Origin of the sequence: Exiguobacterium sp. Leaf196 (assembly GCF_001423965.1) — a bacterium.
GTDB lineage: Bacteria > Bacillota > Bacilli > Exiguobacteriales > Exiguobacteriaceae > Exiguobacterium_A.
The window spans coordinates 89,345-114,491 of the sequence record NZ_LMPV01000001.1; the positions used below are offsets into that span (position 1 = coordinate 89,345).

Sequence of the window (25,147 nt, forward strand, 5' to 3'; positions counted from 1 at the left end):
GCATCATCGCAAGTCTTACCCTCATTCAAAAAGGAGTCGATTTACTATGTCATGGAAAGAAACCTATCAAAAATGGGATCAGTTCGCTGATCTTGACAGTACATTAAAAGAAGAACTCGTCACGCTAGCAGCGGATGAAAAAGCAGCTGAAGAAGCATTCTATAAAGAACTCGAGTTTGGAACAGGTGGTATGCGCGGGGAGATCGGTGTCGGAACGAACCGGATGAATGTGTATACGGTTCGAAAAGCATCACAAGGGTTCGCAGCATTCATTAAGGCATCAGGAGAAGAAGCGGCAGCAAAAGGAATCGTCATCGCACACGATTCACGCCATTTCTCACCAGAATTTGCGCTGGAGGCGGCACGGACGCTCGCAAGTAACGGCATCAAAGCGTATCTGTTCGACGGTCTACGTCCGACACCAGAACTTTCTTTTGCGGTTCGGTCTTTACAAGCAGCGGGCGGGATCGTCATTACGGCGAGTCACAACCCACCAGAATACAACGGATATAAAGTGTACGGAGACGACGGTGGACAACTTCCACCAAAAGAAGCGGATGAACTCGTATCGTACGTCAGTCAAATCGAAGACGAGCTGTCGATTGAACTTGAGCAAGAAGAAGTCCTTCGTGCGAACGGTTTAATCGTCCGTGTCGGCGAAGAACTTGACGAAGCGTATCAAGAAAAATTACAGACGATTCGTGTCTTACCTTCAATCCAATCGGAATTAGCCGATCCACTAAAAATCGTTTTCACTCCACTTCACGGAACAGGTCTTGTACCGGTAACAGAAGGCTTGAAACGTTACGGTTTCGAACACGTGACAGTCGTCAAGGAGCAAGCAGAGCCAGACGGTGCATTCCCGACCGTGACGTCACCGAACCCGGAAGAACATGCTGCCTTTAAACTGGCGATCGAATACGGAGATCGTACAGATGCCGATATCTTGATTGCGACGGATCCCGATGCTGACCGCGTCGGAGTAGCAACACGTGATGCAGACGGAGAATGGACAGTCTTGACAGGGAATCAGACGGGGGCATTGTTGCTCGACTATATCCTTTCACAAAAAGCGGCGCAGGGGACACTACCAGAGAACGGATTTGTCGCGAAGACAATCGTTACTTCAGAACTAGGTGCGTTGATTGCACGTCATTATGATCTCCATGTCGAGAACACGTTGACAGGCTTTAAGTTCATCGGGGAAAAAATCAAACAATACAATGCATCGGGTCAATATGAGTATCTCTTCGGCTATGAAGAGAGCTATGGATATCTCATCGGGGACTTCTGCCGCGACAAGGATGCCGTCCAAGCGTGCTTGTTAGCTGCTGAGATGGCTGCGTATCACAAAAAAGAAGGACGGACGCTCTATGAGGCATTACAGTCGATTTACGAGCAGTTCGGGTACTTTGAAGAGTCACTCCGCTCTCTGACGCTCAAAGGGAAGGATGGCGTGGCACAGATTGGTCGTATCATGGATACGTTCCGTGAGAATCCACCAAAACAAGTGGCTGGAGAACAGGTCGTCTTGTTCGAGGATTATGATGCGAGCATCGCTCACGATCTGAAGACACATCAACCCTCACCGATCAATCTGCCAAAATCCAATGTCTTGAAGTTCACGCTCAGTGATGGATCGTGGTTCTGCCTTCGTCCATCGGGCACGGAACCAAAAATTAAGTTCTATTTCAGCGTCACGTCACCAGATGCTGCTGAGACGACACGAAAACGTCAGCAAATCGAAGATGAAGTCATGCAGGAAGTCGAGCAAATTCAATAAGTCCTAAACAGGATTCCGTCGATGACGGAATCCTGTTTTTTGTCTTAGAGCATTGAAAATTGAAATTCGTGCAACCGTTACCATTTTGAGGTACAGTAAACGAGATAGAGTTCATACGATAGAGGAGTGGAAGAAACATGGAACGGATTCAGCTAACAGAAGATTTATCATTCTCACGGATCATTCATGGTCTGTGGCGATTGAATGAATGGGAAATGACGAAGGAAGAGCGTCTTGAATTGATTGAAGCATGCCTTGCTTTAGGAATTACGACGTTTGATCACGCAGATATCTATGGCGATTATACGAATGAACGCTTATTCGGGGAAGCTCTTGCCTTAAAACCGGAATTACGTGACCGGATGGAGATCGTCACGAAGACGGGCATCAAGATGAAAGGGAATCATTTCTCGGATCAGTCATTATCGTTCTATGATACGACGAAAGAGCATATTATCAAACAGGTCAATCGTTCCCTGCAAGAACTCGGTGTCGAGTACGTCGATACGTTGTTGATTCACCGTCCAGATCCATTGATGGATCCGAACGAGATTGCAGAAGCGTTCGTTGAGCTGAAGGACGCGGGTAAGGTACGGACATTCGGTCTATCGAACCATACACCTGCACAACAGAGTCTTATACAATCACGCTTACCGTTCATGCTCGTGACGAACCAACTCGAGTTATCGGTTTCGGAACTGAAACATTTCGAGGATGGATCCGTCGATCTGTGTCATGAAAATGAGATGCCATTGATGGCATGGAGTCCGCTTGCGGGCGGTCGTCTCTTTAAGGACGAGCGATACGCACCGTTACGTGAAAAATTAGCTGAGATCGCTGAAAAGATCGGGGCAAAAGAAATCGACGAAGTCGCATATGCATGGTTACTTAAACATCCAGCACGTATCATGCCGATCGTTGGTTCTGGTAAGATTGAACGCATCGAATCTGCTGTTCGTTCGACGAATCTGTCGTTGACGCGCGAGCAATGGTTTGAGATTTTGAAGGCATCACGAGGTCGTGATGTCGATTAATCTAGACTGTGAGACAGAAATAAACGCATAAAATATTTTCTGTTTAAGAAATGAAGCGAGAGGATCGACCAGTACACGATCTGGAAACGATCCTCTCTTTCGTTTATGAATAGAGTAACAGTAAACAAAAAAAGTCCCATCTCAAGGGGGAGGAGAGATGGGAGATCTATGAGGTTAAGCTTCTAAGCGAAGCATCTCCTGACGATATTTATCTAAACGATCTTTACTTGCTGACATGCCAGCTTGGTCATTGGCTTGAATCGCATCGAAGAGCGTACTGAGCTCATAATCGATTTCGAGACGTAGCACTGGAATTCGCTGCTCTGCATCTTGTCTACGGAAAGCTTCAATTACTTGTTTCATCTCGGCCACGCTCCTTTGTAATTTGTCAGATAATTCTGATTTTTATTAGTATACTTGATTATTCCCGGATTGACTAGTGCTAAACCTCAAAAAATCTAAAAAAATACACTTGAAATCCTAACGGTTCCAAGTGTGAAAAATTCATTCTGGAATGCTGAAACGTGCTTCTAAACGATGTTGGACGCTTTGAATAAGTGTTGACATGACCCAGTAAATTGCAGCGGAGAACAAAAGTAGCGGCATGACGAGGTATGTCGTCGCTGAAATCTGGTCAGAGACGTACGTTAATTCCTCGACAGCAACGATCGTACCGAGTGATGTCGACTTGATGATATCGATGACAGAGTTCGAAAGCGGTGGAATCGCCCGAGATAGTGCTTGCGGCAAGATAACGTCCTTGAATGTCTTGCGACGCGGAATTCCAAGTGAGTCAGCAGCTTCCCATTGTCCACGATCGACAGAGGAGATGGCAGCGCGGAACGATTCCGAAATATATGCGGAAAAGTGAAGCGACAAACCGAAGGCAAGTGCTTGGAATCCAGTTAATTGAAGCGTGACGAGACCATTATAAAGAATCAAGATTTGCAACAAGAGTGGCGTTCCGCGGAAGAACGAGACGTATAAACGTGCAAAACCGCTGAAAACGGCAACGCGGCTATCACGCATGACGGCAAGAATCAACCCGAGAATAAGCGCAAAGACGATGGCGAGACCACTTGCTAGAAGGGTCGTGCCAATCGCCTTTGCGTAGACGTCCGAGTTATCTCGGACGATCGTCAGTAATTCACTCACTTACTGATATCCTCGTTGAAGTACTTCTTACCGATTTTTGCAAGAGTGCCGTCTTCTTGCATCTCAGCGAGTGCTTTGTTGAAGTCTTTTGTATACTTGCTATTTTTCGCCATCATGAAGCCGGATTCGTTCTTATCGAACGTCTCACCGACAGCTTTGACTTTATACCCCGCTTTTTTCAACTCCGTCAAAACGAAGAGGCGATCGTTCATGGCTGCATCAACGCGACCCGCTTCAAGGTCTTTTAAGACTTGATTCGCACCTTTATAGTATTTTACTTTAGCGCCTGCTTTTTCAGCCGTTTTTGCATAAAGTGAACCTTGTGTCGAACCGACTGTTTTTCCTTTTAAGTCATCGAGTGTTTTGATGTCATTCGTTTTATTGTTAACGATGATCGTTGAACCAGAAACAGTATACGCATCAGAAAAAGCGTACTTTTCTTGACGCTCAGGTGTGATACCCATTTGGTTCGCAATGACATCGATTCGTTTTGAATCGAGTGCCGGGATGAGTCCTTTAAAGTCCATCGCTTTGTAATCGACTTTATAGCCAGCACGTTTTGCGACTTCGTTCATGACATCTACGTCATAACCCATCAATTTTCCTTTTTCTTTGTACGTGAATGGTGGGTATGTTGCTTCCGTTCCGACTGTAATGACTTTTGACTCTTTACCAGAACCTGCGTTGTCGTTCGAAGCGCCGCATGCTGCAAGCACCCCCGCTGTCGATAATGCTGCTACAGCTAATTTCAAACCGTGTTTCATAGCGCTCTCTCCTTTTATAAATGAATGATTTCAATTCCTAGTTTTCGAATAGGATTAATTTTAAGCTACAAGCAGTATCATACAAAGTTACAGGAACGTCTGTCAATAAAAAAGACTGCCCTTAAATGGACAGTCTGAAACATCATAACTGATCGATGATGTGATTAACGAATCGTTGCTTCTGTTGAAGCATCGAAGAAGTGTGCTTTTGTCATATCGAAGAAGAGATCAAGCTGTGATCCCATCTCGACATGTGAACGTGAATCGACACGTGCCGTGAATGCTTGTTGTCCGACTTTTGAGTAGAGATAAGACTCTGCACCCATCAATTCAGAAACTTCGATATGCGCTGGGAAACGATGTGCTGTTTTAGTGTCTTGGTAGATCAATTCCGCATGGATGTCTTCTGGACGAATTCCGAGGACGAGATCTTTATTCGTATAACCGCGGTCGCGGAGAACTTTCATTTTTCCTTCTGGTACTTCGAATTTCTCTTCTGTTCCTGAAACATGGAAGAGACCGTCTTCTGCCAGTTTACCTGTCAAGAAGTTCATCGATGGTGAACCGATGAATCCAGCAACGAACATGTTATCCGGGTGATCATAGACTTCCTTCGGCGTACCGACTTGTTGAATGATTCCGGCTTTCATGATGACGATCCGTGTCGCAAGCGTCATCGCTTCCGTCTGATCGTGCGTGACGTAAATCGTCGTCGTCTCAAGACGTTTGTGTAACTGAATGATCTCCTTACGCATTTGTACACGTAATTTAGCGTCCAAGTTCGAGAGCGGCTCATCCATTAAGAAGACTTTAGCATCACGAACGATGGCGCGACCAATCGCGACCCGTTGACGCTGACCACCAGAGAGTGCTTTTGGCTTCCGCTCGAGATATTCTTCAAGACCAAGGATACGAGCTGCGTTATCAACGCGTTGCTTGATTTCATCTTTCGGGAACTTCCGAAGCTTTAATCCGAACGCCATGTTATCGAAGACGTTCATGTGTGGATACAAAGCGTAGTTTTGGAAGACCATCGCGATATCGCGATCTTTTGGCGCTACATCATTCATGCGTTTACCGTCGATGATAAAGTCTCCACCTGAGATTTCTTCAAGTCCAGCGATCATCCGGAGTGTCGTCGATTTCCCACAACCAGATGGTCCAACGAAGACGATGAATTCCTTATCTTTAATATGCAGATTGAAATCATCAACCGCTTTTGCATCACCTGAGTAGATTTTATCGATATGTTCAAGACGAATTTCAGCCATGTTGTAGTTCCCCCTAGTAAATGATGAAATAATAACGCTTACAAGAAATAGTATAAAAGAAGTCAGGTAGTCTGCCTATGGACAACCTGACTAAATGCAAACGTTTTCAATTAGGCATCATGCTACAAGTAACAAGGTATAAAGAAAAGTGGCCCCTTCAAACGACCGAACATCGATTTCTGTCTGTTCCGTTAAGCGGTCAAGTCGATACTGGAGACTGTTCCGATGTAAGTATAGATGTTTTGCTGTCAAAGAGACATTCAAGTTAGCTCGGCAAAAAGCGAGGATCGTCTCACGAGACTCTGGCTCGAGGGACAGGATGAACTGATCGACGAGTGTTGCCCGATATCGGTCATCTAGACTTGCAAGACGAGTCATGGCAGGTAAAAAACGTTCGATTTGCGTAGAAGGGACGAAGGTGAGCGCTGCTTGTTCGAGTTGAAATTGAACGGCAATGTCGCCGGTAGCACGCTGTTGACCAAGCAACACCTTACCATCAAGCACAAAATCAGATTGTAGTGCTAAAAATAAATCGTGTAGTTCTGCCTCAATAACGAATTCTTCTCGTTCGATGATCGTAAAACGATGAGTACTGAAAGGAATGAGCGTACTGGTCTGCGAAAAGAAAGAGGAGAGCAGTTGTTGGATTTCCTCACTCGTACGTTCATCAGTTGGATTAAATAAAAAGTGGACAAGTCGAAATGGTCGATCTTCCACAGCATGAGCAGATTGGAGACGTTCTCGCCATAGATCGATATCTGACCGCGACGTCGTGATGATGCGCTCGGCAAATACATCAAGCAGTTGTTGTTCACGGTCGGAGATGGCAGTCGTCTTGATCCCAAAACAAAGCCCATCTGTAAGACGATATACGCTATACTGTTCCTGGCAATACAGATTCGGATCGGTCGTAAGCTGGTCATTGAATACAGTCATCAGTTGTCGTAACACACGGCATCACTCCTAAATCGTACATAACTAACTATCTCGACTTTACCATAAGTCGAAAATCGGAAGGAATGATAACTTATGTCAGACACTTTGTTACTCGTGTTGAAGCTTGTTGGAATCGTCATCATCGGTGCCCTCATCGGAGCGATCACGAACCATTTGGCGATCCGAATGTTGTTTCGACCACTTGAACCGAAATACATTGGAAAATTTCGCGTACCATTCACGCCTGGTCTGATTCCAAAACGACGGAATGAACTGGCAGCAAATCTCGGACGGACGGTCGTCAAGCATCTCTTGACGCCAGAAGGGATTGGGAAACGTCTCGCATCACCAGCTGTTCGTGGAGCCGTCACGCGTCTCGTCGAACAAGAAGTCATGAAATGGACACGCTCGGAAGAGACGACAGAAGCATGGATCAGTCGCTTTATCGATGAACCAAAACAACGGATCCAAGGGAAGATCAGTTATCACTTGGAGCAGGAGTTTTCGCGTCTGATGAATAAATGGCGGGAGCAATCTGTGCGAAACTTGATCGGAGCAAGCGGAGAACAAAAAATCGAGGAAGTCATGCCAAGACTCGTCACATCCGTATTACACCAAGCAGAAGCATACTTTGACGGACCAGAAGGACGTCTACAACTCGAGGAAACCGTTGCTCGTTTCATCCAACAGCGACTGGGTGGCGGAATGTTCGGGATGTTGCTCGCAAATGTCAACATCGTCGATATGATTCAGCCGGAGCTGAAACGGGTACTTCAATCAGAGTCGACGTCTCAGTTCATTCTTGCCTTATTACGTCAGGAATGGCAAAAGGGACTGGATCGTCCGCTTTCATCCTATATGATGGAAGAGACGGAGTTGCGGATTCGACAGACCGTCAAAGAACAAGTCATGGCACGTTTACCGATTGAGTCGATGCTTGCTACACCGTTACGCGTCTGGTTGAATCCACTCGAGTCACAAGTACTCGAGCAACATGTACCTGTCGTCATCGATCACCTATTCGAACGGACGACGAATCAAATCGGGCAGATCCTACAGACGCTCGACCTCGAAACGATCGTTCGAGAAGAAGTCGATTTGCTTGACACTGCGTATCTCGAGGAAATCGTCTTATCGATTTCCAAGCGGGAATTCCGTGCTATCACTTGGCTTGGAGGGTTGTTAGGTGGTTTAATTGGATTGATACAGGCGGGGCTTTATCTCGTCTAAACAAATTGGAGGTTTTACTCATGGCAGAAACAAACTTATACGATCACGCGTACACGCTGGAGCGTGCATTACGCGAAACTTCGGAGTACACGACATTAAAAGATTTGTATACGCAAGTTAACGCAGATCCGGAATCAAACGAATTGTTCGCGTCGTTCCGTAACATCCAACTCGAATTACAACAAAAACAGATGCAAGGTGAAGAAATTACACCAGACGATATGGCGTCTGCACAAACAAAGATGCTTGAAGTACAAAACAACCCATTGATCAGTCAGCTGATGCAAGAAGAGCAACGGATGCACACGATGTTGACGGAAGTCACACAAATCATCATGAAGCCGTTAGAAGAACTCTACGCGCCGATGATGGAGCAACAAGACGACGTGCAATAAGTAAACAAAAGGAAGACGTGCCGATATAGCGCGTCTTCCTTTTTTAGTATGGTTTAAGATGAAGCAGGAACGATTCGTGGTAAGTAAGCGCGCTCGAAATGAATGAGACGACCTGAACGTGTAACGCGAGCTGCATGATGGGCATAACCGCTTTCATTCAAGCGTCTAATCCCTTCTTCTCGTGCCTGACCATCCGTCTCTGCTTCAAAGACGTCATCGAGTAACGTTTCGCCACGATCTGAAAATACTGTAATCGTATACTGCATACTTGTTCCCCCTTGTCTGATTGGTCTTGTACTCAGTATAATGAATAGCTATTCATTTCACAAGCGTAAGTCCAAGTCCTGCCACGTCAACTGTCTCGCAGCGGGAGGAGCTGTGAGGTGACTGACCGTCATACCAATCAAGCGGATTGGTCCATCGAAGGTAATGCCATTGAACAGTTTCGTTGTTTCCTCAAGTAATCGTTCTTCGTCCGCCGTCTCTTCTGCAAACGTATGCCGTTTCGAACGTGACTGGAATGTGTCGGTCTTCCACTTGATCGTAATCGTTCGGCAGACGAGTTCTTTTTTTTGAAGACTTGCAATGACAGATTTTGATTCTCGAATCAACGTCTCAAATATCGTATCGATATCCTCCGTATCTTCTTCAAAGGTAGTCTCAGAACCAATCGATTTTCGCTCGCGTTCCGGACGAACTGGTCGTTCATCGATCCCATGCGCCATCGCATGTAGTTCCGTTCCCCGATCGCGTCCAAGCAAAGCCCGCAATTGTTCGACGGGCATTGCTTGAACATCTGCGACGGTTTCAATCCCTTGTTTTCGTAACGCTTGTTCTGTGACTTTTCCGACGCCATGTAAATCTCCAATTTTCAATGGAGACAAGAAATTGAGAACTTCTTCTGGTGGGACGACGGTCATCCCGTTTGGCTTTTCATATCCGGAAGCGACCTTCGCGACGAGCTTAGAGTTCGAAACACCGGCAGAGGCTGTCAGACCCGTTCGTTCTTTAATTTGTTTCAGGATATATTGCGCGATATACGTCGCACTTTTTTGATCGAAATAATTTTCCGTGACGTCAAGATACGCCTCATCAAGCGAGAGCGGCTCGACGAGCGGTGTCACTTCTCGAAAAAGCTCCATGATTTGCGCACTGACGGTCCGGTAGACGTCAAAACGAGGACGAATGAAGACGGCACGAGGGCACAGTTGGAACGCGCGTCTTGAAGGCATCGCGCTATGGATACCGTATTTCCGTGCTTCATAGGAACAGGTCGCTACGACACCGCGGGCATGAGGCGGTCCACCAACGACGACAGGAACACCTTTTAATCGAGGACGATCGCGTTGCTCGACGGAAGCATAAAAGGCGTCCATATCAATATGAATGATTTTTCGTTCCATCGGACAAGCGTCTCCTTTCAGTGGATATGATACAATTAGTATAACGAACTTATGTTCTGATATCTATTTTTTTGGTCGACTATTCTTTGGCATACGCACAAGAGCGCCTAACCATCCACGCCAGCGCATCCAGTAAAAGATACCACTAGTCGATAAAAAGATTAGACCGAGGGATAGGGCGTAGCCGTATTTCCAGTCTAATTCCGGCATGATTTTAAAGTTCATCCCCCAAATCGCACCGAGGGCCATCGTCGGTGTCGCGACGGCAGTAAAGATCGTTAATGCCTTCATAATCTCGTTTCCTCGGAAGTTCGAAACGGTCGTTGATAAGTCGAGAAGGACTTCAATGTCTTTTTGGTAGTGTTCAATGAGCATCAACAGACGGCGGACACGTTTCATAGCTAGTTTCAAGGAAATGTCCTCAAGATACGTTTCTTCCTCGAGAAACGACTCTTCGCCAGCCATGACGAGTTCTTGAAATGGAACGATCAAATCGGACCAGTTCTCAATCGTGTCGCGTAAAGCGAAGATGCTATCAAGCGAATCTTCATTGATGCTGCCGCGTAGTTCATCTTGTCTTGAAAACAGTTCTGTCTCAAACTGATCGATACCGGCGAAATACGTATTCAACTGTAAAGCGAGAATCGTATAAAAAGCCGCGAATGGATGAGCGGGAGAATAGGGTGAGACTAAGGACACGATTGAATCCGACAATCCGATCGTAATCAGTTTTTCTTTCGTTACATAAAAGCAAATCGAGCGACGGTCACTTTTGTCGACAGGGTTTTGCCATGTGACGACAGCACCATAAAGAACCCCTTTTTCTGAACGCGTGAAGTTCATATCTTTCGATCGCAACTGCGTGATCCAGTCCATTTCGGATTGGTCGACGGCAGCCGTCGGAAATATTTGTTCATAGTCAGCTAAATCGAGATAGCGGGACCAATTAAATTGAGGTTCCAGTTCCATGTTCATGACTCCCATATAGTAGAATGAAATAGTATATGCCTTAAGTGTAGTCAATGGAATATAAAAAAGACACCTATTTTACAGATAAAGGACGTGTTTCAAGAATGAAAGGAATCGGTAAATTAGCAGTTGGAGAAACGCTCGATCAACGAGCGATGATCAAGCAAGCAGTCAAAGGAATTGCAGCAAATGGGAAACCATACCTGACGCTCATCTTGACAGATAAGACAGGCGAAATCGAGACGAAGATGTGGGATACGAGTGACCTTGAAAAATATGCGCCAAAGTCAATCGTTCATGCTGCTGGAGAAGTCATGGACTATCGAGGACGGACACAACTGAAGCTCAAACAAATTACGGTCCTAGAGGAGACGAATGTCGAGGACTATGTTCAATCAGCACCTATTCCACGAGAGCAGATTGAGACGGAAGTACTCGCGTTCGTAGAATCGATTCAAAACAGTGACATGAAAAAGCTCGTCAAACATTTGATCACTTCACGATTTGACGCCTACTTCACGCATCCGGCAGCGGTCAAGAACCATCATGCCTTTTACTCGGGACTGTCGTACCACGTCCTTTCGATGTTGCGCTTAGCGGATCAAATCGCTCAACTCTATCCGACCTTAAACCGTGACGTGCTAATCAGTGGCATCATTCTACACGATTATGCGAAAATCAAGGAGTTATCCGATCCGGTTGCACCGGAATATACGTTGCCTGGTAAACTCGTCGGTCATATTACGATGATGGTAGCGGAACTCGAAAAAGTCGGAGCAGAATTACAAATTGACGCAGAAGTACTGACTGTCTTGCAACATCTCGTCTTAAGCCATCATGGACGACCGGAATGGGGATCTGCTGTAGCACCACAAATGCGTGAGGCTGAAGTCTTGTTCTTGATCGATAACCTCGATGCGCGAATGACGATGATGGATCGTCTTCTTGAATATGTCGAACCGGGACAGTTCTCGGAACGATCATTTGCACTAGATAATCGTGCTTTCTACCGTCCGAAGCTATAAGGGGGAAGAAAGATGAAGACGAAGTTGTTTGATACGGTTCAACTCGGAACGTTGACGTTCCGCAATCGGGTCATTATGGCGCCAATGTGCATGTACAGTGCAAAAGAAGATGGACTCGTTACGGATTGGCACGTCACACACTATGCAACCCGTGCAATGGGAGGCGTTGGTGGTGTCATTTTAGAAGCGAGTGCTGTCACGCCAGACGGTCGCATTTCAGCTGGGGACCTTGGGATCTGGTCAGATGCACATATCGAAGGATTACAACGAATCGCAGAGCAAGTCAAAGCAGCGGGCGCAAAAGCGGGGATCCAACTGGCCCATGCCGGGCGTAAAAGCACGACGGCAGAACCACCCGTCGCACCGAGCGCTTTACCGTTTGATGATACGTATATGCATCCACATGCATTGACACTTGAGGAAATCGCGACAATCAAACAACAGTTCATCGATGCAGCATTAAGAGCGGAACGAGCAGGATATGACTTCATTGAAATCCATGGCGCACATGGTTATTTATTGAACACGTTCCTCTCTCCGTTATCCAATATTCGAGAAGACCAGTACGGCGGATCGACTGAAAATCGGATGCGCTTGTTGTTAGAAATCATTGATGGAATTCAAGCAGTCTCACAGCTCTCGATTTGGGTCCGGATTTCAGCAGCGGATCACGCAACAGGGGGAATGACGGCGACGGATTATATTCCACTTGCAAAAGAACTAGCAGCACGTAACATCGACCTACTCGACTGTAGTTCAGGTGCTGTCGTCGCCAATGCTGTACCGGAAGTATATCCGGGCTATCAAGTGAGCTATGCGGAAGAATTGAAACGAGAGACAGGCATGGCAACAGGAGCGGTTGGATTGATTACGACAGCAGCTCATGCAGAAGAGATCGTCCGTAACGGTCGAGCAGATATTGTCCTGCTCGCACGTGAACTTCTTCGCCAACCTTATTGGGTCTATCATGCGGCAGCCGAACTAGGAGATACGGTCGCCTTGCCGAAGCAATACGAACGAGCTCCGATCCGGACGGTTCGCTAATTCTTCACTCTCTATGAAAAACAACGTAAAAAAGGAAGCCTTCACGGCTTCCTTTTTTTGATTATTGCTGTTGTTGCATCATTTGTTGTTGCATTTGTTGTTGTTCTTGTTTGTCTAGATCGAAAGCGTCTTTGAAGTCTTTGTTTTCGACTTTGACATTGTATTCTTTCATGAGTGAACGATAAATATCGTTCGGGTTGACTTGTGCTGCTTTTTCTTCAGCAAGTGCTTTTTTAATACGTGCTTTTTCTTTATCGAGCGTGAAGTTTTTCTTCTCTTTACGATCGACTACTTTAATGATGTGATAGCCGAACTGTGTTTTGATCGGATCGGAGATTTTACCTTCAACGCCATCCTTGAACGCGTAATCTTCGAATTCCTTGACCATCTTACCTTTTGTGAAGTACCCGAGGTCTCCACCTTTTGCACCGCTACCTGTATCTGTTGATTTTTCTTTTGCAAGTTTCGCGAAGTCTGCGCCTTTATCCAATTGTTTTTTGATGTCTTTTGCTTCTGACTCTTTCGCAACAAGGATATGGCTTGCTTTGACTTCGACTTTTTCTTGATCGAAACGCTCTTGGATTTCTTTATCTGTTACTTTGGATTTCGCAGATTTTGCTTCTGTTAAGAGCATTTGTGTGCGAAGTACTTTTTCGAATTCTTTTTCGTTCTTGATTCCAGCAGATTTCAGTGTTGAGCTGAACTGCTCTTTATCCGGGAACTGGTCTTTTGTTTTCTTGACTTCTGCTTCGACTTCTTTGTCCGTGACTTCCTTACCGTATTTCTTTTCAAGCAATTTGTTCATCGTTTGCTGGAAGGCGATTTGAGCACCAGCTTTTTCGTATGCTTCATCTTGGACGTCAGCCTTGTTGACTTCGCCACCTTTGTAATTGATGACGGCTTCGTCATTTGATCCACATGCTGCTAACGTAAATACACTTGCGACTGCTGCTGCGCCTAGCAATTTCTTTTTCATACATACACCCCTAATTTACCATTTATTTCAACCGTTTTATCATATCATATTCTCGTTTGGTTGACAGCTGTATCTTGTCATGCCAAGAGATACTTGCTCTTTTCCATGCTATCACATCCAGGTAGTCGGTTGAGGATAATTTTTATGGGAAATTGTGAGGGAAATAACGCTCTTGAGACATAGTAGTAATGTCCCTGTCATGAGGAAATAAGACCTAAAAAAAGCATTCTAGCTGAAGGCTAAAACGCTTTTGATGATAGTATGCTTATGCTTTTTTTATCGAGTCCATGACAGGATCTTGCGGACGGCGATCTGCTTCTTCCGTGATCATCTTCGATGTCTCGGCAAAGATGTCCATGAAGCTGTCTCCGTACAAACGACGCACGATTGCAGAAATATCCGTCAGTTCTGGGAACTTACCGTACAATTCCTGAAGAGGAAGTGATGCGCGGAAGACGCCATTTTCTTCGGGACGGAATGCTTGGATCGTCTCGAGTAAAAGCGATTCGCCTGCCGGTGTCAACTGGACATAGGTATTTCGTTTATCGGTTTCCTTTTTCGAGAACGTCAACAATCCGCGGTCCTCTAACTTCTTCGAGAAGTTGAATGCCGTCGAGACGTGCATGACACCATACTTCGCGATCTCAGAAATCGAGGCACCACCTAGGGCATGCGAAATCCATAAAATATGGTGTTCGTTGATGTTCAGATCAAAAGGCTTGATCCAATTTTGCCAATCTTTTTCTACCGTTTTCCATAGTGCTTTGCTTAATTGGACAATTTTATGGCTATACAATAATGCCTCTTGTCCAGGATATAACTTTTCGTGTTCCATATCTGACTCATCCTTTCGAAAGGTGACAATGGCTCAAACGCGCAAAATGCAAACTATACAAAAACAAATCGAAGCAACGGATCTTACTTTTGTGGAGAAAGCTGGTCTGCTTCCTGTTTCGCTTCATCAGCGAGAGACTGGATCTTCGTGAGCGATGCTTGGACTTCCGTTTGGTATTCCGAGACGCTCTGCATGACTTCTTCCTTGAAGTGCATACCAGACACTTTTGCTGTCTCTACTAAGTTCTTGCCCTCGTGGGTCAAATCCTGCACATTCGTTACGATTGTAGAATAAGAATTTCGACGTTGATGACCGTTCGAAGAGTCGCTTTTCGTACCTTGGCGAAGCGCCTTTAGACCATAAAAAGTCACAAGTGTTAGCGTAGCACCAAAAGCGACCCAGTTACGGGCGGGACGCTTCGACATGATAAACCTCCTTTTTAATATTAAAATATTTGTTTCATATTATTTTACCGAAAATTGAGTGAAAGAAACCTATTTCGGCAATATTTTTCTAAGAAGAGAAGAAAAAGAGCGGACTTAGATATGCGAAGCGATTGAATTTGCGAGTTCAGCCAATTCTTCTGCCGTGTAGTCGTCGTTATGGACTTCCCACTTCGCGCCGAATCCGTCTTGTTTATCGTGACGAGGAATGAGATGTAAATGGAAGTGTGAGACTGATTGACCAGCTACTTTTCCTGTATTGGATAGAAGGTTCATACCAGCTGCATTTGTCTCTTGTTGAAGCGCACGGCTGATTTGCGGAATCGTCGCAAACACGTCCTGTGCCTGTTCAGGCGAGAGATCATACATATTATCGGCATGCTGTTTTGGGATAACGAGCGTATGTCCTTTCGTCACTTGTGACAAGTCGAGGAAGGCGAGAACGGTTTCGTTCTCAAATACGATATGACCAGGGACTTCTTTGCGAGCGATTTTACAGAAGATACATGATTCTTTTTGCATGGAACAGTCACTCCTTTGGGTAAGATAATATTAGTATACGGAAAGTTTCCGCCTTCCGCATGATTGACAGTCAACTTGAACCCGATACACTTAAGACCATACAGCTAATGGAGAAAAAGGAGCGAAGTGCATGGCATCACGAATAGCCTCAACGGCACAGAAAAAACGAAAACGATGTTTACTCATTGGTAGCGCCTTCATCGCCTGTCTGTTTTTGTTAGTTGCCTTTTGGTTTGGGCGCAACATGCAAGAGGCGGCAAAAATGGAGAAAACGGACGAGCGGCTTGCTACTCTATTGAAGGAAAAGGATCAGCGTGGATTCCAACAACTAGTCACGATGAACGATAAACTATTACCGATGAGTGAGGCGACACGACTCATTACTTGGTTGACGACTGAATCAGAACGAACAGATCGGGTCATCAAACAAGTCAAACAGGATCAAGACTCTGGTAAACAAGTAAAGGCACATCTATTTACGTTACAAAAAGAGGATGGATGGCTTTGGTATGACCGGTATTCTCTCGATCTGAATCCACAACGACTGATCGTTTCAAGTGATGTCCCTAAAACAGAAGTATCATTAGACGGGGAAGTCATTGGAACGATGGATGGAACATCACTAGAAATCAAGCGTTCTCCAGGAGAATATGATGTCCAGGTGAGTGCCGACCAATCAGGACAGACCGTTCAGGACTCAAAAACCGTTCAACTCGGTGATGAACCAAACACGGCAGTTGATTTTAAATTAGCTGATCAGTTCAATACGACTGTATCAAACGAATATGCAGTCGATATTAAAACATTACTTGAGACGGAAGTGAAAGCGCGAACTGGAAAAAGTATCGATACGATGACCAGCTATCTCGGGAAATCGCGCGACGCATTCGAGAACGCGTTCGGAACGCCTGATTCGACAGTTGCGAATCGAGCACGGTACGATGGATATGAAGTGACCTATCAGTCGGGACAGGTGGAGGAGTTATTAATCCGATTGAATAAAACTCCAGATGAATTGGAAGCTGTCGCCGGAAAACCAGAACGAAAGAAGCGAGAGCGCGTCGGTACGGTTTGGGAATATCCGTCTAGCTTTCTCGAAGGCGTGTTCGAATGGTTGAATTTACGATCGGAAAAACGTGTCTTCGAGCGAGAAGATGGCATGTGGTTACAAATAAAAGATTAAAGTATAAAAAACTAACGCATAAAAAATCCTCGGACATCATGTCCGAGGATTTTCTGTTTATCGTTTATTCACCGCACGGAGAATGAACGATACAATGAGGATGAGAATGATAGCTCCGAGTAAAGCAGGTACGATTGCGAATCCAGCAACCATTGGACCCCAATTTCCGAATAATGCTTGACCGATCAATGCACCAACGAAACCAGCGATGATGTTACCAATGATACCGCCTGGTACGTCTTTACCTAAAATTAGACTTGCTAACCATCCAATAATACCACCAACGATTAATGCCCATAAGAATCCCATTTCAAAACACTCCTTTTCGATTAAAATATATGATTACTTGCGTACTGCCCGGAGAATAAGTGAGACGATGAAGATCAAAATGACTGCCCCGAGAATAGCCGGAATGACTGCAAATCCGCCAATTTCTGGTCCCATTGAACCAAAGATAGCTTGACCAATCATCGAACCGATGAAACCAGCGATGATGTTACCGATGATGCCGCCCGGTACATCTTTTCCAATGATTAAACTTGCGATCCAACCGATGAGACCACCAACGATTAATGCCCATAAGAATCCCATTTTTAAACAACTCCTCTACATATTAGTTTTACCTGTTTTCAGGCAGTTATAAACACGTGTGAAAGTGAAAAAATTGAAATCATTCATTCATTGAAAGGACTAGAAGATTAGACCACTTGATAAAGATTAAATGAACGATTCATCGTTTTCACTTTCGATTTGCATGTAAATCGTTTTCATATATTGATGTAACGATTACACTTAGAGTAATTGCCGAAAAAACAAGTATTAAAACATTATATTTTAAAAAATGAGGCACGAAGCTAGAAAGTCTAAGAAGATCTACCTTACGATGAGCTTAAAGGGAGTGGCAAACATGTTATTAGAGATCAAGGGTTTATCAGGAGGATACGGATCTAAAACAGTCCTTCATGATATCAATATTGAAGTGGATCAAGGGGAACTCGTTGGTTTAATCGGTTTAAATGGTGCGGGGAAATCAACGACGATTAAACACATCCTCGGTCTATTACCGGTCAAAACGGGATCTGTACGAATCAATAGATTGGATTTAGCGACGAACGAAACCGAGTATCGTCGTCAAGTCGCGTATATTCCGGAACAGCCGATGTTATATGAACAACTAACGTTACGGGAGCACCTTCGCCTCATGGCACAAGGATATGATGTCGAAGAAGCAGTAGCGATAGAACGAGCAAATCATTATGCTGAACGTCTTCGGATGACGAAACAATTAGAGTGGTTTCCAAGTGTCTTCTCAAAAGGGATGAAACAAAAAGCAATGATCTTGTGCGCCCTTGTCACGGGGAGTGAATTGTTGATCGTTGATGAACCATTCGTTGGACTTGATCCACTGGCAATCCGAGAGTTGCTTCAGATTTTCAGTGAACTCAAGCAGGACGGTAAAGGAATTTTAATGTCAACGCATATCCTGGAGACAGCCGAGCGCCACTGCAACCGATTCGTTCTCTTACATGAAGGACATATTGCGGCGGAAGGGACAACGGCTGCTTTACGAGCTCGCTATGGACTACAAGATGGAACGCTGGATGATCTGTACGTTGCTGCGATCGAGGAGGCAGAACGATGAATAGCCAGTCCTTATGGAAGGAACGGTATCAGGCGGCGATGACGGAAACAGTGAAATATACACGATATATGGCGAATGGTGGACTATTATTCACCGTCTACTTTGTTATTTTATACGCATTAGTCGTCTACGGTCGTTTCCTCGACCAACTCGATCCATCATTTCCAGGTCGATTCGTCATGGCAGCCTTATTTCTGATTCTGCCGCTCTACCGGACAAGTCGAACGTTTCTTGTCGAGGCGGATCAAGTGTTTCTATTACCCGTGTTAGCGAAGTTATCCAGTTTCATGCAGCAGGTGCGCGCATATAATGCGATTTTTGGTATCATTCGTGCCGTGATTCCGTTTCTAGCAGTCGTTGTTCTCTATGTTCGGACAGAACAGACGACACCGTTTGAACTTATCTTAATAGGCGTATCTCTTGCCCTATTCGGAGCGGCAGCGAATTTGTCGAAACTTGAAGGCATCGCACATCGAACAGTGTTATTGTATGCATTTGGAGCAGCACTACTCGTCATCATCGATATGGCGTGGATGTCGATCGTCGTTGCCTTGCTGTTAATGATCGTCCTTCATCTGAAGCGTCAGGATCATCTCCCGTTACGTGAATGGATTGCGCTCGAACGAGAATCACGTGATCGTTTTTATCGACTAGCCAACTGGTTCGTCGATGTTCCACATCTATCGGCAACGTATAAACACCGTCGTCTCTTAAGTAACATGGTCGAGCGGTTTCCGTACCAAGCCCAGACGACATTTGATTATTTGTATGTCAAACAGTTCATCCGGAGTGGGGACGGCATCGGATTGATTGTTCGTTTAACACTGATCGGGGCTGTGTTCATGTTGTTGGCGAGCGGTAACGTTTGGTTCGTTGCACTTGCGATTCCTGCATTTGGTGGATTAACGAGTTTTCAATTGGCGCCGTTTACGAAAGCAGTCGATCAGCATCTGTTGACTCGCTTATTGCCATTTGGGAATGCCGTACATGCTAAACAGAAAATCATCCGCTTCGCAGCAATCAGTCAATGCATCGTTTTGACGCTACTTGGATTCTTCTTAAGTGGATCCATGTATGTCGTTGGTGGGGCAGCCATAGCACTTGTAATTGGTGAATACTATGCCCGAAAATAATAAACAAGAAAGAGCCTACGCGATGGATGTTCATCGCATAGGCTCTTATTCGTTATGAACCATTAATTGACACGTTCGTTTGATAGATCTTCTTCTTCAACCATATGCAATTCCTTGCTGACAGGAGCAGGAAGATCGTAAGAAGCTTGACCATGTTCCGCGACGTCAAGACCACGGAGTTCATCTTCGCGTGTGATTCGAAGTCCGATCGTAAGGTCGAGGACTTTTAAGAAAGCATAACTTAAGACGCTGACGATGACGATAGCAAAGACGACACCAAGAGCTTGAACACCGAGTTGCGTGAAGCCACCTCCATAGAAGAGTCCTGCTTGTCCGATACCTGTGATTTCAACGAGTCGTGGTGAAGCGAAGAATCCAGTTGCGAGTGTACCCCAGATACCAGCGACGCCATGAACGGAGAAGGCACAAAGTGGATCATCCACGCGACTTGCGAGAAGAATGCTCGTTCCATACGTGATCACACCAGCAAGGAAACCAATGACGACGGCTGCCCATGGTTCCACAAAGGCACAGGCTGCAGTAATGGCGACGAGTGCAGCTAATACACCGTTGATGATCGAAGGAATATCTGCGACGCGACGGTGCCAGAACGAGATGGCAAGAGCGCCGAGGGCACCTGCTGCAGTCGCGAGTAACGTCGTCAAAGCAACGTAACTAAAGAATCCGTCGGCAATCGTTAATGTCGAACCAGCGTTGAAGCCGAACCAACATAACCAGAGGATGAAGGCACCGACGACAGAATAAATGACATTGTGTCCAAGCAACGGTGTTTTTTCAGCACCGATTCTTTTCTTAAGCAGTAAAGCAGCAACAAGTGCAGCAATCCCACCTTGTAAGTGGACGACCGTTGACCCGGCGAAATCTTGCATTCCGAGCGAACCAAGGAATCCACCTGCCCAAACGGAACGAGCAATGATCGGATAGATGATAGCAACGAAAAACGTTCCGAACAACAAGTAAACGGATAATTTAGCACGTTCTGCGAATCCGCCCCAAGCGATTGCGAGAGAGACGGCGACAAACGAGAGTTGGAAGAGGAACTTTACATCAATCGTGATGTTCGACCAATCAAGGCTGCTGAATCCTCCATGTAAGAAGAATCCTTCTGTTCCAATAATGGAGTTACCATCACCGAACGTCAATCCGAATCCGATAGCCCAAAAGGCGAGAGCGGCAACTGAGAAGCTGATAATTTGTTTAACAGCGACGTGCCCCGCGTTCTTTGCCCGTAACATCCCTGTTTCCAGAAGTAAGAATCCGATTTGCATCGTAAAGACGAGCAGTGCTGCGAATAAGACATAAAACGTATCGACTGAAATTGCGAGTTGTTCCAGTTTCATTGTCGTTCCTCCTTTATCCATTTAAAGTATGTGTTTACTTTAGACGGAAATACTTTCAAAGAAACGTGTTGTGTCAGAAAATCTGACATGGTATTTTTGTGGAAAGGAGTGACGAAGATGAAGTACCGCGAAAAAAAGGTGATGTCGATCGGAATCGTCTGTGAATTGACCGGCTTGTCAGAACGTCAGATTCGTTACTATGAAGAACGGAAATTAATCTTTCCAGAACGGACAAATGGAAAGACGCGAAAATATTCGTTTACGGATGTCGAGCGACTCGTCGAAGTCGCGGAAAAAATCGAGGATGGTTGGCGCACGCACGAAATTCGAGAAAAAGAACGTAAGGTAACGGAACAGCAACGTTCTGACTTAATTCGTGGTCAGTTAAACGCTGCATTCGGTCTTTACAAGAAACAGTGAACATTTCATGAACTGGTAACAGAACTGTCATTTTGTAAACGATTTATTGGCACAGACTTCTTAATTTCAGATATAATGTTTCTGTGTTCACAAACTTATCGTACGTTTTTTGGGGCGTTAGAACGAGTATAAAGGGGTAGTTATGATGAAGAAATTCAATGATACGTTTTTGCGGGCGATCCGTGGCGAGCAGATTGATCACGTTCCCGTCTGGTACATGCGACAAGCAGGTCGTTATCAAGCGGAATATCGTGAAATCAAGAAGACACGGACGCTTTTCGAGATCACACATGACTCGGAGCTAGGCGCATATGTGACAGAACTACCTGTAAAACAACTAGGAGTCGATGCAGCGATTCTATATAAAGATATCATGACGCCACTTCCGTCGATGGGCGTTGATGTTGAAATCAAGAGTGGCATCGGTCCAGTCATTGCGAATCCGATTCGCACGATGGCAGATGTCGAAGCACTGCAACCGTTCAACCGTGAAGATATTCCGTACATTTATGAAACAATTCGTTTATTACGGGAACGACTTGAAGTGCCGTTAATTGGTTTTTCCGGGGCGCCATTTACACTTGCGAGCTATATGATTGAAGGTGGACCTTCAAAGGGATACCATAAAACGAAAGCATTGATGTATGGACAACCTGAAGTATGGCATGCCTTAATGGAGAAACTAGGTGACATGGTCATCGATTACATCAAATCACAAGTAGATGCAGGGATTCAAGCGTTCCAAATCTTTGATTCATGGGTCGGAACGACAAGCCGGAAAGATTATGTCCGTTACATCAAACCGACGATGGAACGCATTTTCACGGAACTAAAAGATACAGGCGTGCCGATGATCATGTTCGGTGTAGGGGCGAGTCATTTGGCAGAAGAGTGGCATAGCTTACCGTTAGACGTCGTTGGACTCGATTGGCGCTTATCGATCGATGAAGCACGTGAACGTGGGCTGACGAAACCCGTCCAAGGGAACCTCGATCCGTCTTATCTGTTAGCACCATGGGATATCCTTGAAGCGAAAGCGAAGGAGATTCTCGACATGGGAATGAAACAACCAGGGTTCATCTTTAACCTCGGTCACGGCATCTTCCCGGAAGTTGATCCAGAAGTATTGAAACGTTTGACTGCATTTATCCATGATTATTCGAAAGAAAAAATGGAGGTAGAAAAATGAAGACGTTAGGATTACTTGTCATGGCGTATGGTACGCCGTATAAACCTGAAGATATCGAGCGGTATTATACGCATATCCGCCGCGGACGCAAACCGTCTCCAGAAGCATTGGCAGAGTTGACGGAACGCTACGAAGCCATTGGTGGAGTCTCACCACTCGCACAAGTCACGATTGACCAGGCAGAAGAGCTGCACCGTCAATTGTCTGAGAAATATGCCGGTGAAATCGAGTTTAAGCTTTATCTTGGTCTAAAGCACATCGAGCCATTCGTTGAGGATGCTGTCGAGCAAATGGCAAAAGACGGCATCACAGAAGCGGTCACAGTCGTTTTAGCACCGCACTATTCGACGTTCAGTATTCGTTCATATAATGGTCGTGCGAAGGAAGTCGCAGATCAGCACGGTATTCGTCTCGCATCCGTTGAATCGTGGTACAAAGAAGAAGCATTTCTCGATTGGTGGGGGAAAGAAATCCGTAAGACGTTCGACGCTTTACCAGTTCCTGAAGAAAAAGCCGTTCTCGTCGTTTCGGCGCACAGTCTGCCTGAGAAAATCATCGCAAACGGCGATCCGTACCCAGAGCAATTGAAAGAAACTGCCGAATTGATCGCACAACGTGCCGGTGTACCGCATATGATCACAGGTTGGCAATCAGCTGGACAAACACCTGAGCCATGGCTCGGCCCTGATGTTCAGGATCTGACACGTGATGTTTACGAAGAAAAAGGATACGAAGCGTTCGTTTACGTGCCAGTCGGCTTCGTTGCGGACCATCTAGAAGTATTATTCGATAATGACTATGAGTGTAAAGTCGTCTGCGACGAACTCGGAATCCATTATGCGCGACCTGTCATGCCAAACGCGGATCCTGCTTTCATGAAAGCTGTCACGGAAGCCGTCGCGAAACAGGTGGGTAGTTATGTCCAGTAAACGTCTCGTCATCGTGGGCGGCGGTATATCAGGACTTGCGGCCGCCTATTATGCAGAGAAACAGTTTCCGGAAATGAACATCACGTTACTTGAGGCAGAAGGTCGTCTCGGTGGTAAGGTGGCAACATATCGGGACGAAGGATTGACGATCGAGCGGGGACCAGATTCGTATGTAGCACGAAAACACGTACTGACGGATCTCATCGAAGAGATTGGATTAGGGGAGCAACTCGTTCGTAATAACACGTCGCAAGCCTATATATTGGATGCGCGAGGTCTCCACCCGATTCCAAAAGGTGCCGTCATGGGTATCCCGACGGATTTAGAGTTATTTGCAGAGACTTCTTTGTTGACGGAAGAAGAAAAAGCAGAAGTGTCAGAACGATTGCTTCACCCGGCTCCTGATTTGACGATTCCAGAAACAGATATCCCACTAGGAGAGTATTTGCGTCCGCGTCTTGGAGATGCGCTCGTCGAGAAGCTGATCGAACCACTTCTTTCAGGCATTTATGCTGGTGATATCGATCGGATGAGTACGTTTGCGACCTACCCGCAATTTGTTGCAAATGAACAAAAGGCAGGAAGTTTGTTTGAAGGAATGCGTCTCATGCGTCCGCTTGACCAACAACAAGGTCCGACGCTCAAAGCGACAGGTCAATTTTTATCGCTCGCTACTGGACTCGAGTCTCTCGTCGAGCGGCTAGAAGAGGTGCTTGAACGGACAGAAATTCGTCTTGAGACACCACTTCGCTCGATTAAACGGGAAGAAGATGGGCGGTATCGTCTCGAAACGGATCATGGTCCAGAGTATGCCGATGATATTTTGTTGACGATTCCGCATCGCCAAGTCGTGTCCCTGTTATCAGAAGCGACGCTGCCTGGGCTTGCGAACCTCTCGACACACTCGACGGCGACAGTCACGTTGATTTTCGATAAGGAAACAGCGTTGCCGATCGATGGAACAGGTTTCATCGTCAACCGTCAGGCACCGTATTCGATTACAGCGTGTACGGCGATTGATCAAAAGTGGAATCATGCAGCACCGAATCATACCGTGCTTCGTGCCTTCATCGGTCGTCCCGGAAAAGATGCACTCGTTCGTGAATCAGACGAAAGGATTGAACGGGTCGTCTTAGAAGATCTTGAAGCCATCTGTGGTCGTCCGTTGCAACCGGAACGTGTCGTCATCAGTCGTCTATTAGACGGCTTACCGGCCTACACGGTAGGGCATGCACAGCGGATTCAAGAAGTGCGAGAAACCATCGCTTCGCACTATCCACACATTCATTTAGCCGGACTTGCTTATGATGGTGTTGGATTGCCAGACTGTGTAGCAGGTGTCAAAGCGACACTTGAACAAATGGCGTTACAACAACCGGAACCATGTCAAGAATCATGAAAGACCTAAACCTTTTTGAAGCCATTCGTGCTTTAAAAAGGTTTTTTTGTCTTCAAAAGAATGACGCGGAAGGAAACGGGAATAGGAGACAAGGGACCAAAATCGA

Annotated in this window: 28 protein-coding genes; 13 read left to right on the forward strand and 15 right to left on the reverse strand. The window is 45.7% G+C overall.

The window, feature by feature from the left end; all coding sequences use genetic code 11:
• Positions 1-46: 46 nt before the first annotated feature.
• Complete coding sequence (locus tag ASG02_RS00565) at positions 47-1,783, forward strand: phospho-sugar mutase (RefSeq protein ID WP_056059933.1); 1,737 nt, start codon at positions 47-49, stop codon at positions 1,781-1,783.
• Between the two features lie 137 nt (positions 1,784-1,920).
• Positions 1,921-2,817: an aldo/keto reductase family oxidoreductase gene (locus ASG02_RS00570; protein ID WP_056059936.1), complete on the forward strand. Its 897-nt coding sequence runs from the start codon at positions 1,921-1,923 to the stop codon at positions 2,815-2,817.
• Between the two features lie 174 nt (positions 2,818-2,991).
• Here ASG02_RS00570 and ASG02_RS00575 read toward each other — a convergent pair whose 3' ends face one another.
• The 5 genes from ASG02_RS00575 to ASG02_RS00595 form a co-directional block, all read right to left on the reverse strand.
• On the reverse strand, positions 2,992-3,180 hold the full coding sequence (locus tag ASG02_RS00575; protein WP_035409434.1) for a hypothetical protein: 189 nt from the start codon (positions 3,178-3,180) through the stop codon (positions 2,992-2,994).
• Positions 3,181-3,321: 141 nt separating this feature from the next.
• The gene (locus tag ASG02_RS00580) at positions 3,322-3,972 is read right to left on the reverse strand and encodes an amino acid ABC transporter permease (RefSeq protein WP_056059938.1); all 651 of its coding nucleotides are present in this window, start codon (positions 3,970-3,972) and stop codon (positions 3,322-3,324) included.
• Complete coding sequence (locus tag ASG02_RS00585) at positions 3,969-4,736, reverse strand: transporter substrate-binding domain-containing protein (protein ID WP_056059940.1); 768 nt, start codon at positions 4,734-4,736, stop codon at positions 3,969-3,971. The genes ASG02_RS00580 and ASG02_RS00585 overlap by 4 nt, the downstream gene beginning before the upstream one ends.
• A gap of 164 nt (positions 4,737-4,900) precedes the next feature.
• Entirely contained in the window at positions 4,901-6,007 is a 1,107-nt protein-coding gene (locus ASG02_RS00590; protein WP_035409428.1) for an ABC transporter ATP-binding protein, read from the reverse strand.
• Between the two features lie 117 nt (positions 6,008-6,124).
• Entirely contained in the window at positions 6,125-6,958 is an 834-nt protein-coding gene (locus ASG02_RS00595; RefSeq protein ID WP_056059943.1) for a CdaR family transcriptional regulator, read from the reverse strand.
• Positions 6,959-7,036: 78 nt separating this feature from the next.
• Between ASG02_RS00595 and ASG02_RS00600 the strand changes: the two genes are divergently transcribed.
• On the forward strand, positions 7,037-8,173 hold the full coding sequence (locus ASG02_RS00600) for a DUF445 family protein (protein WP_056059945.1): 1,137 nt from the start codon (positions 7,037-7,039) through the stop codon (positions 8,171-8,173).
• Between the two features lie 20 nt (positions 8,174-8,193).
• Positions 8,194-8,568, forward strand: coding sequence for a YlbF family regulator (locus ASG02_RS00605; protein ID WP_023467337.1), 375 nt, complete (start codon positions 8,194-8,196; stop codon positions 8,566-8,568).
• A gap of 53 nt (positions 8,569-8,621) precedes the next feature.
• On the opposite strand, the gene ASG02_RS00610 is transcribed toward ASG02_RS00605, so the two are convergent.
• From ASG02_RS00610 to ASG02_RS00620, 3 genes are all read right to left on the reverse strand, one after another.
• Positions 8,622-8,834 (reverse strand): YhzD family protein, encoded by a 213-nt coding sequence (locus ASG02_RS00610; protein WP_056059948.1) that lies wholly within the window; start codon positions 8,832-8,834, stop codon positions 8,622-8,624.
• Between the two features lie 57 nt (positions 8,835-8,891).
• Positions 8,892-9,971: a DNA polymerase IV gene (gene dinB, locus ASG02_RS00615; RefSeq protein ID WP_056059951.1), complete on the reverse strand. Its 1,080-nt coding sequence runs from the start codon at positions 9,969-9,971 to the stop codon at positions 8,892-8,894.
• Positions 9,972-10,034: 63 nt separating this feature from the next.
• On the reverse strand, positions 10,035-10,940 hold the full coding sequence (locus tag ASG02_RS00620; protein WP_056059954.1) for a magnesium transporter CorA family protein: 906 nt from the start codon (positions 10,938-10,940) through the stop codon (positions 10,035-10,037).
• Between the two features lie 104 nt (positions 10,941-11,044).
• Here ASG02_RS00620 and ASG02_RS00625 point away from each other — a divergent pair, with 104 nt between their 5' ends.
• Both ASG02_RS00625 and namA read left to right on the forward strand, forming a co-directional pair.
• Positions 11,045-11,965, forward strand: coding sequence for an HD domain-containing protein (locus tag ASG02_RS00625; protein WP_029340932.1), 921 nt, complete (start codon positions 11,045-11,047; stop codon positions 11,963-11,965).
• 12 nt (positions 11,966-11,977) lie between these two features.
• A complete protein-coding gene (gene namA, locus ASG02_RS00630; protein ID WP_056059956.1) occupies positions 11,978-13,009 on the forward strand; it encodes an NADPH dehydrogenase NamA in 1,032 nt (343 codons plus the stop codon).
• 61 nt (positions 13,010-13,070) lie between these two features.
• Here namA and ASG02_RS00635 read toward each other — a convergent pair whose 3' ends face one another.
• The 4 genes from ASG02_RS00635 to ASG02_RS00650 all read right to left on the reverse strand — a co-directional run bounded on the left by ASG02_RS00635 (position 13,071) and on the right by ASG02_RS00650 (position 15,785).
• The gene (locus tag ASG02_RS00635; protein WP_035409413.1) at positions 13,071-13,985 is read right to left on the reverse strand and encodes a peptidylprolyl isomerase; all 915 of its coding nucleotides are present in this window, start codon (positions 13,983-13,985) and stop codon (positions 13,071-13,073) included.
• 265 nt (positions 13,986-14,250) lie between these two features.
• Complete coding sequence (locus ASG02_RS00640) at positions 14,251-14,820, reverse strand: HTH-type transcriptional regulator Hpr (protein WP_035409411.1); 570 nt, start codon at positions 14,818-14,820, stop codon at positions 14,251-14,253.
• Between the two features lie 83 nt (positions 14,821-14,903).
• Positions 14,904-15,245 carry a hypothetical protein gene (locus ASG02_RS00645; RefSeq protein WP_035409409.1) on the reverse strand — a complete coding sequence of 114 codons (342 nt, stop codon included), beginning with the start codon at positions 15,243-15,245 and terminating at the stop codon, positions 14,904-14,906.
• Positions 15,246-15,359: 114 nt separating this feature from the next.
• Positions 15,360-15,785: an HIT family protein gene (locus tag ASG02_RS00650; protein ID WP_056059960.1), complete on the reverse strand. Its 426-nt coding sequence runs from the start codon at positions 15,783-15,785 to the stop codon at positions 15,360-15,362.
• Between the two features lie 130 nt (positions 15,786-15,915).
• Between ASG02_RS00650 and ASG02_RS00655 the strand changes: the two genes are divergently transcribed.
• Positions 15,916-16,968, forward strand: a complete 1,053-nt coding sequence (locus ASG02_RS00655; protein WP_056059964.1) for a hypothetical protein — start codon at positions 15,916-15,918, stop codon at positions 16,966-16,968.
• 57 nt (positions 16,969-17,025) lie between these two features.
• On the opposite strand, the gene ASG02_RS00660 is transcribed toward ASG02_RS00655, so the two are convergent.
• Together ASG02_RS00660 and ASG02_RS00665 are read right to left on the reverse strand one after the other, a co-directional pair.
• A complete protein-coding gene (locus ASG02_RS00660; protein ID WP_023467348.1) occupies positions 17,026-17,277 on the reverse strand; it encodes a GlsB/YeaQ/YmgE family stress response membrane protein in 252 nt (83 codons plus the stop codon).
• Positions 17,278-17,310: 33 nt separating this feature from the next.
• Entirely contained in the window at positions 17,311-17,559 is a 249-nt protein-coding gene (locus tag ASG02_RS00665; RefSeq protein WP_035409405.1) for a GlsB/YeaQ/YmgE family stress response membrane protein, read from the reverse strand.
• Positions 17,560-17,875: 316 nt separating this feature from the next.
• Between ASG02_RS00665 and ASG02_RS00670 the strand changes: the two genes are divergently transcribed.
• Both ASG02_RS00670 and ASG02_RS00675 read left to right on the forward strand, forming a co-directional pair.
• Complete coding sequence (locus tag ASG02_RS00670; RefSeq protein ID WP_035409404.1) at positions 17,876-18,610, forward strand: ABC transporter ATP-binding protein; 735 nt, start codon at positions 17,876-17,878, stop codon at positions 18,608-18,610.
• A complete protein-coding gene (locus ASG02_RS00675) occupies positions 18,607-19,743 on the forward strand; it encodes an ABC transporter permease (protein ID WP_056059967.1) in 1,137 nt (378 codons plus the stop codon). Before ASG02_RS00670 ends, ASG02_RS00675 begins: the two co-directional genes overlap by 4 nt.
• A 62-nt stretch (positions 19,744-19,805) precedes the next feature.
• On the opposite strand, the gene ASG02_RS00680 is transcribed toward ASG02_RS00675, so the two are convergent.
• A complete protein-coding gene (locus tag ASG02_RS00680) occupies positions 19,806-21,104 on the reverse strand; it encodes an ammonium transporter (RefSeq protein ID WP_035409402.1) in 1,299 nt (432 codons plus the stop codon).
• Between the two features lie 117 nt (positions 21,105-21,221).
• Here ASG02_RS00680 and ASG02_RS00685 point away from each other — a divergent pair, with 117 nt between their 5' ends.
• From ASG02_RS00685 to hemG, 4 genes are all read left to right on the forward strand, one after another.
• Entirely contained in the window at positions 21,222-21,524 is a 303-nt protein-coding gene (locus ASG02_RS00685; protein ID WP_035409401.1) for a MerR family transcriptional regulator, read from the forward strand.
• Between the two features lie 142 nt (positions 21,525-21,666).
• Positions 21,667-22,713, forward strand: a complete 1,047-nt coding sequence (hemE, locus tag ASG02_RS00690) for a uroporphyrinogen decarboxylase (RefSeq protein ID WP_035409400.1) — start codon at positions 21,667-21,669, stop codon at positions 22,711-22,713.
• Positions 22,710-23,642 (forward strand): ferrochelatase, encoded by a 933-nt coding sequence (gene hemH, locus ASG02_RS00695; RefSeq protein WP_023467355.1) that lies wholly within the window; start codon positions 22,710-22,712, stop codon positions 23,640-23,642. Before hemE ends, hemH begins: the two co-directional genes overlap by 4 nt.
• Entirely contained in the window at positions 23,632-25,041 is a 1,410-nt protein-coding gene (hemG, locus tag ASG02_RS00700) for a protoporphyrinogen oxidase (RefSeq protein WP_056059970.1), read from the forward strand. Before hemH ends, hemG begins: the two co-directional genes overlap by 11 nt.
• Positions 25,042-25,147: the final 106 nt, after the last annotated feature.

Excerpts from the sequence above, each read along its gene's own strand:
- ASG02_RS00675 (WP_056059967.1), top strand. The coding sequence starts at position 18,607 with ATGAATAGCCAGTCCTTATGGAAGGAACGGTATCAGGCGGCGATGACG.
- ASG02_RS00680 (WP_035409402.1), bottom strand. The coding sequence starts at position 21,104 with ATGAAACTGGAACAACTCGCAATTTCAGTCGATACGTTTTATGTCTTA.
- ASG02_RS00625 (WP_029340932.1), top strand. The coding sequence starts at position 11,045 with ATGAAAGGAATCGGTAAATTAGCAGTTGGAGAAACGCTCGATCAACGA.
- ASG02_RS00605 (WP_023467337.1), top strand. The coding sequence starts at position 8,194 with ATGGCAGAAACAAACTTATACGATCACGCGTACACGCTGGAGCGTGCA.
- ASG02_RS00635 (WP_035409413.1), bottom strand. The coding sequence starts at position 13,985 with ATGAAAAAGAAATTGCTAGGCGCAGCAGCAGTCGCAAGTGTATTTACG.
- ASG02_RS00645 (WP_035409409.1), bottom strand. The coding sequence starts at position 15,245 with ATGTCGAAGCGTCCCGCCCGTAACTGGGTCGCTTTTGGTGCTACGCTA.
- ASG02_RS00665 (WP_035409405.1), bottom strand. The coding sequence starts at position 17,559 with ATGGGATTCTTATGGGCATTAATCGTTGGTGGTCTCATCGGTTGGATC.
- hemE (WP_035409400.1), top strand. The coding sequence starts at position 21,667 with ATGATGAAGAAATTCAATGATACGTTTTTGCGGGCGATCCGTGGCGAG.
- ASG02_RS00655 (WP_056059964.1), top strand. The coding sequence starts at position 15,916 with ATGGCATCACGAATAGCCTCAACGGCACAGAAAAAACGAAAACGATGT.
- ASG02_RS00660 (WP_023467348.1), bottom strand. The coding sequence starts at position 17,277 with ATGGGATTCTTATGGGCATTAATCGTTGGTGGTATTATTGGATGGTTA.
- hemG (WP_056059970.1), top strand. The coding sequence starts at position 23,632 with ATGTCCAGTAAACGTCTCGTCATCGTGGGCGGCGGTATATCAGGACTT.
- hemH (WP_023467355.1), top strand. The coding sequence starts at position 22,710 with ATGAAGACGTTAGGATTACTTGTCATGGCGTATGGTACGCCGTATAAA.
- ASG02_RS00590 (WP_035409428.1), bottom strand. The coding sequence starts at position 6,007 with ATGGCTGAAATTCGTCTTGAACATATCGATAAAATCTACTCAGGTGAT.
- ASG02_RS00570 (WP_056059936.1), top strand. The coding sequence starts at position 1,921 with ATGGAACGGATTCAGCTAACAGAAGATTTATCATTCTCACGGATCATT.
- ASG02_RS00670 (WP_035409404.1), top strand. The coding sequence starts at position 17,876 with ATGTTATTAGAGATCAAGGGTTTATCAGGAGGATACGGATCTAAAACA.
- ASG02_RS00565 (WP_056059933.1), top strand. The coding sequence starts at position 47 with ATGTCATGGAAAGAAACCTATCAAAAATGGGATCAGTTCGCTGATCTT.
- ASG02_RS00620 (WP_056059954.1), bottom strand. The coding sequence starts at position 10,940 with ATGGAACTGGAACCTCAATTTAATTGGTCCCGCTATCTCGATTTAGCT.
- ASG02_RS00575 (WP_035409434.1), bottom strand. The coding sequence starts at position 3,180 with ATGAAACAAGTAATTGAAGCTTTCCGTAGACAAGATGCAGAGCAGCGA.
- dinB (WP_056059951.1), bottom strand. The coding sequence starts at position 9,971 with ATGGAACGAAAAATCATTCATATTGATATGGACGCCTTTTATGCTTCC.
- ASG02_RS00600 (WP_056059945.1), top strand. The coding sequence starts at position 7,037 with ATGTCAGACACTTTGTTACTCGTGTTGAAGCTTGTTGGAATCGTCATC.
- ASG02_RS00640 (WP_035409411.1), bottom strand. The coding sequence starts at position 14,820 with ATGGAACACGAAAAGTTATATCCTGGACAAGAGGCATTATTGTATAGC.
- ASG02_RS00650 (WP_056059960.1), bottom strand. The coding sequence starts at position 15,785 with ATGCAAAAAGAATCATGTATCTTCTGTAAAATCGCTCGCAAAGAAGTC.
- ASG02_RS00585 (WP_056059940.1), bottom strand. The coding sequence starts at position 4,736 with ATGAAACACGGTTTGAAATTAGCTGTAGCAGCATTATCGACAGCGGGG.
- namA (WP_056059956.1), top strand. The coding sequence starts at position 11,978 with ATGAAGACGAAGTTGTTTGATACGGTTCAACTCGGAACGTTGACGTTC.
- ASG02_RS00610 (WP_056059948.1), bottom strand. The coding sequence starts at position 8,834 with ATGCAGTATACGATTACAGTATTTTCAGATCGTGGCGAAACGTTACTC.
- ASG02_RS00685 (WP_035409401.1), top strand. The coding sequence starts at position 21,222 with ATGAAGTACCGCGAAAAAAAGGTGATGTCGATCGGAATCGTCTGTGAA.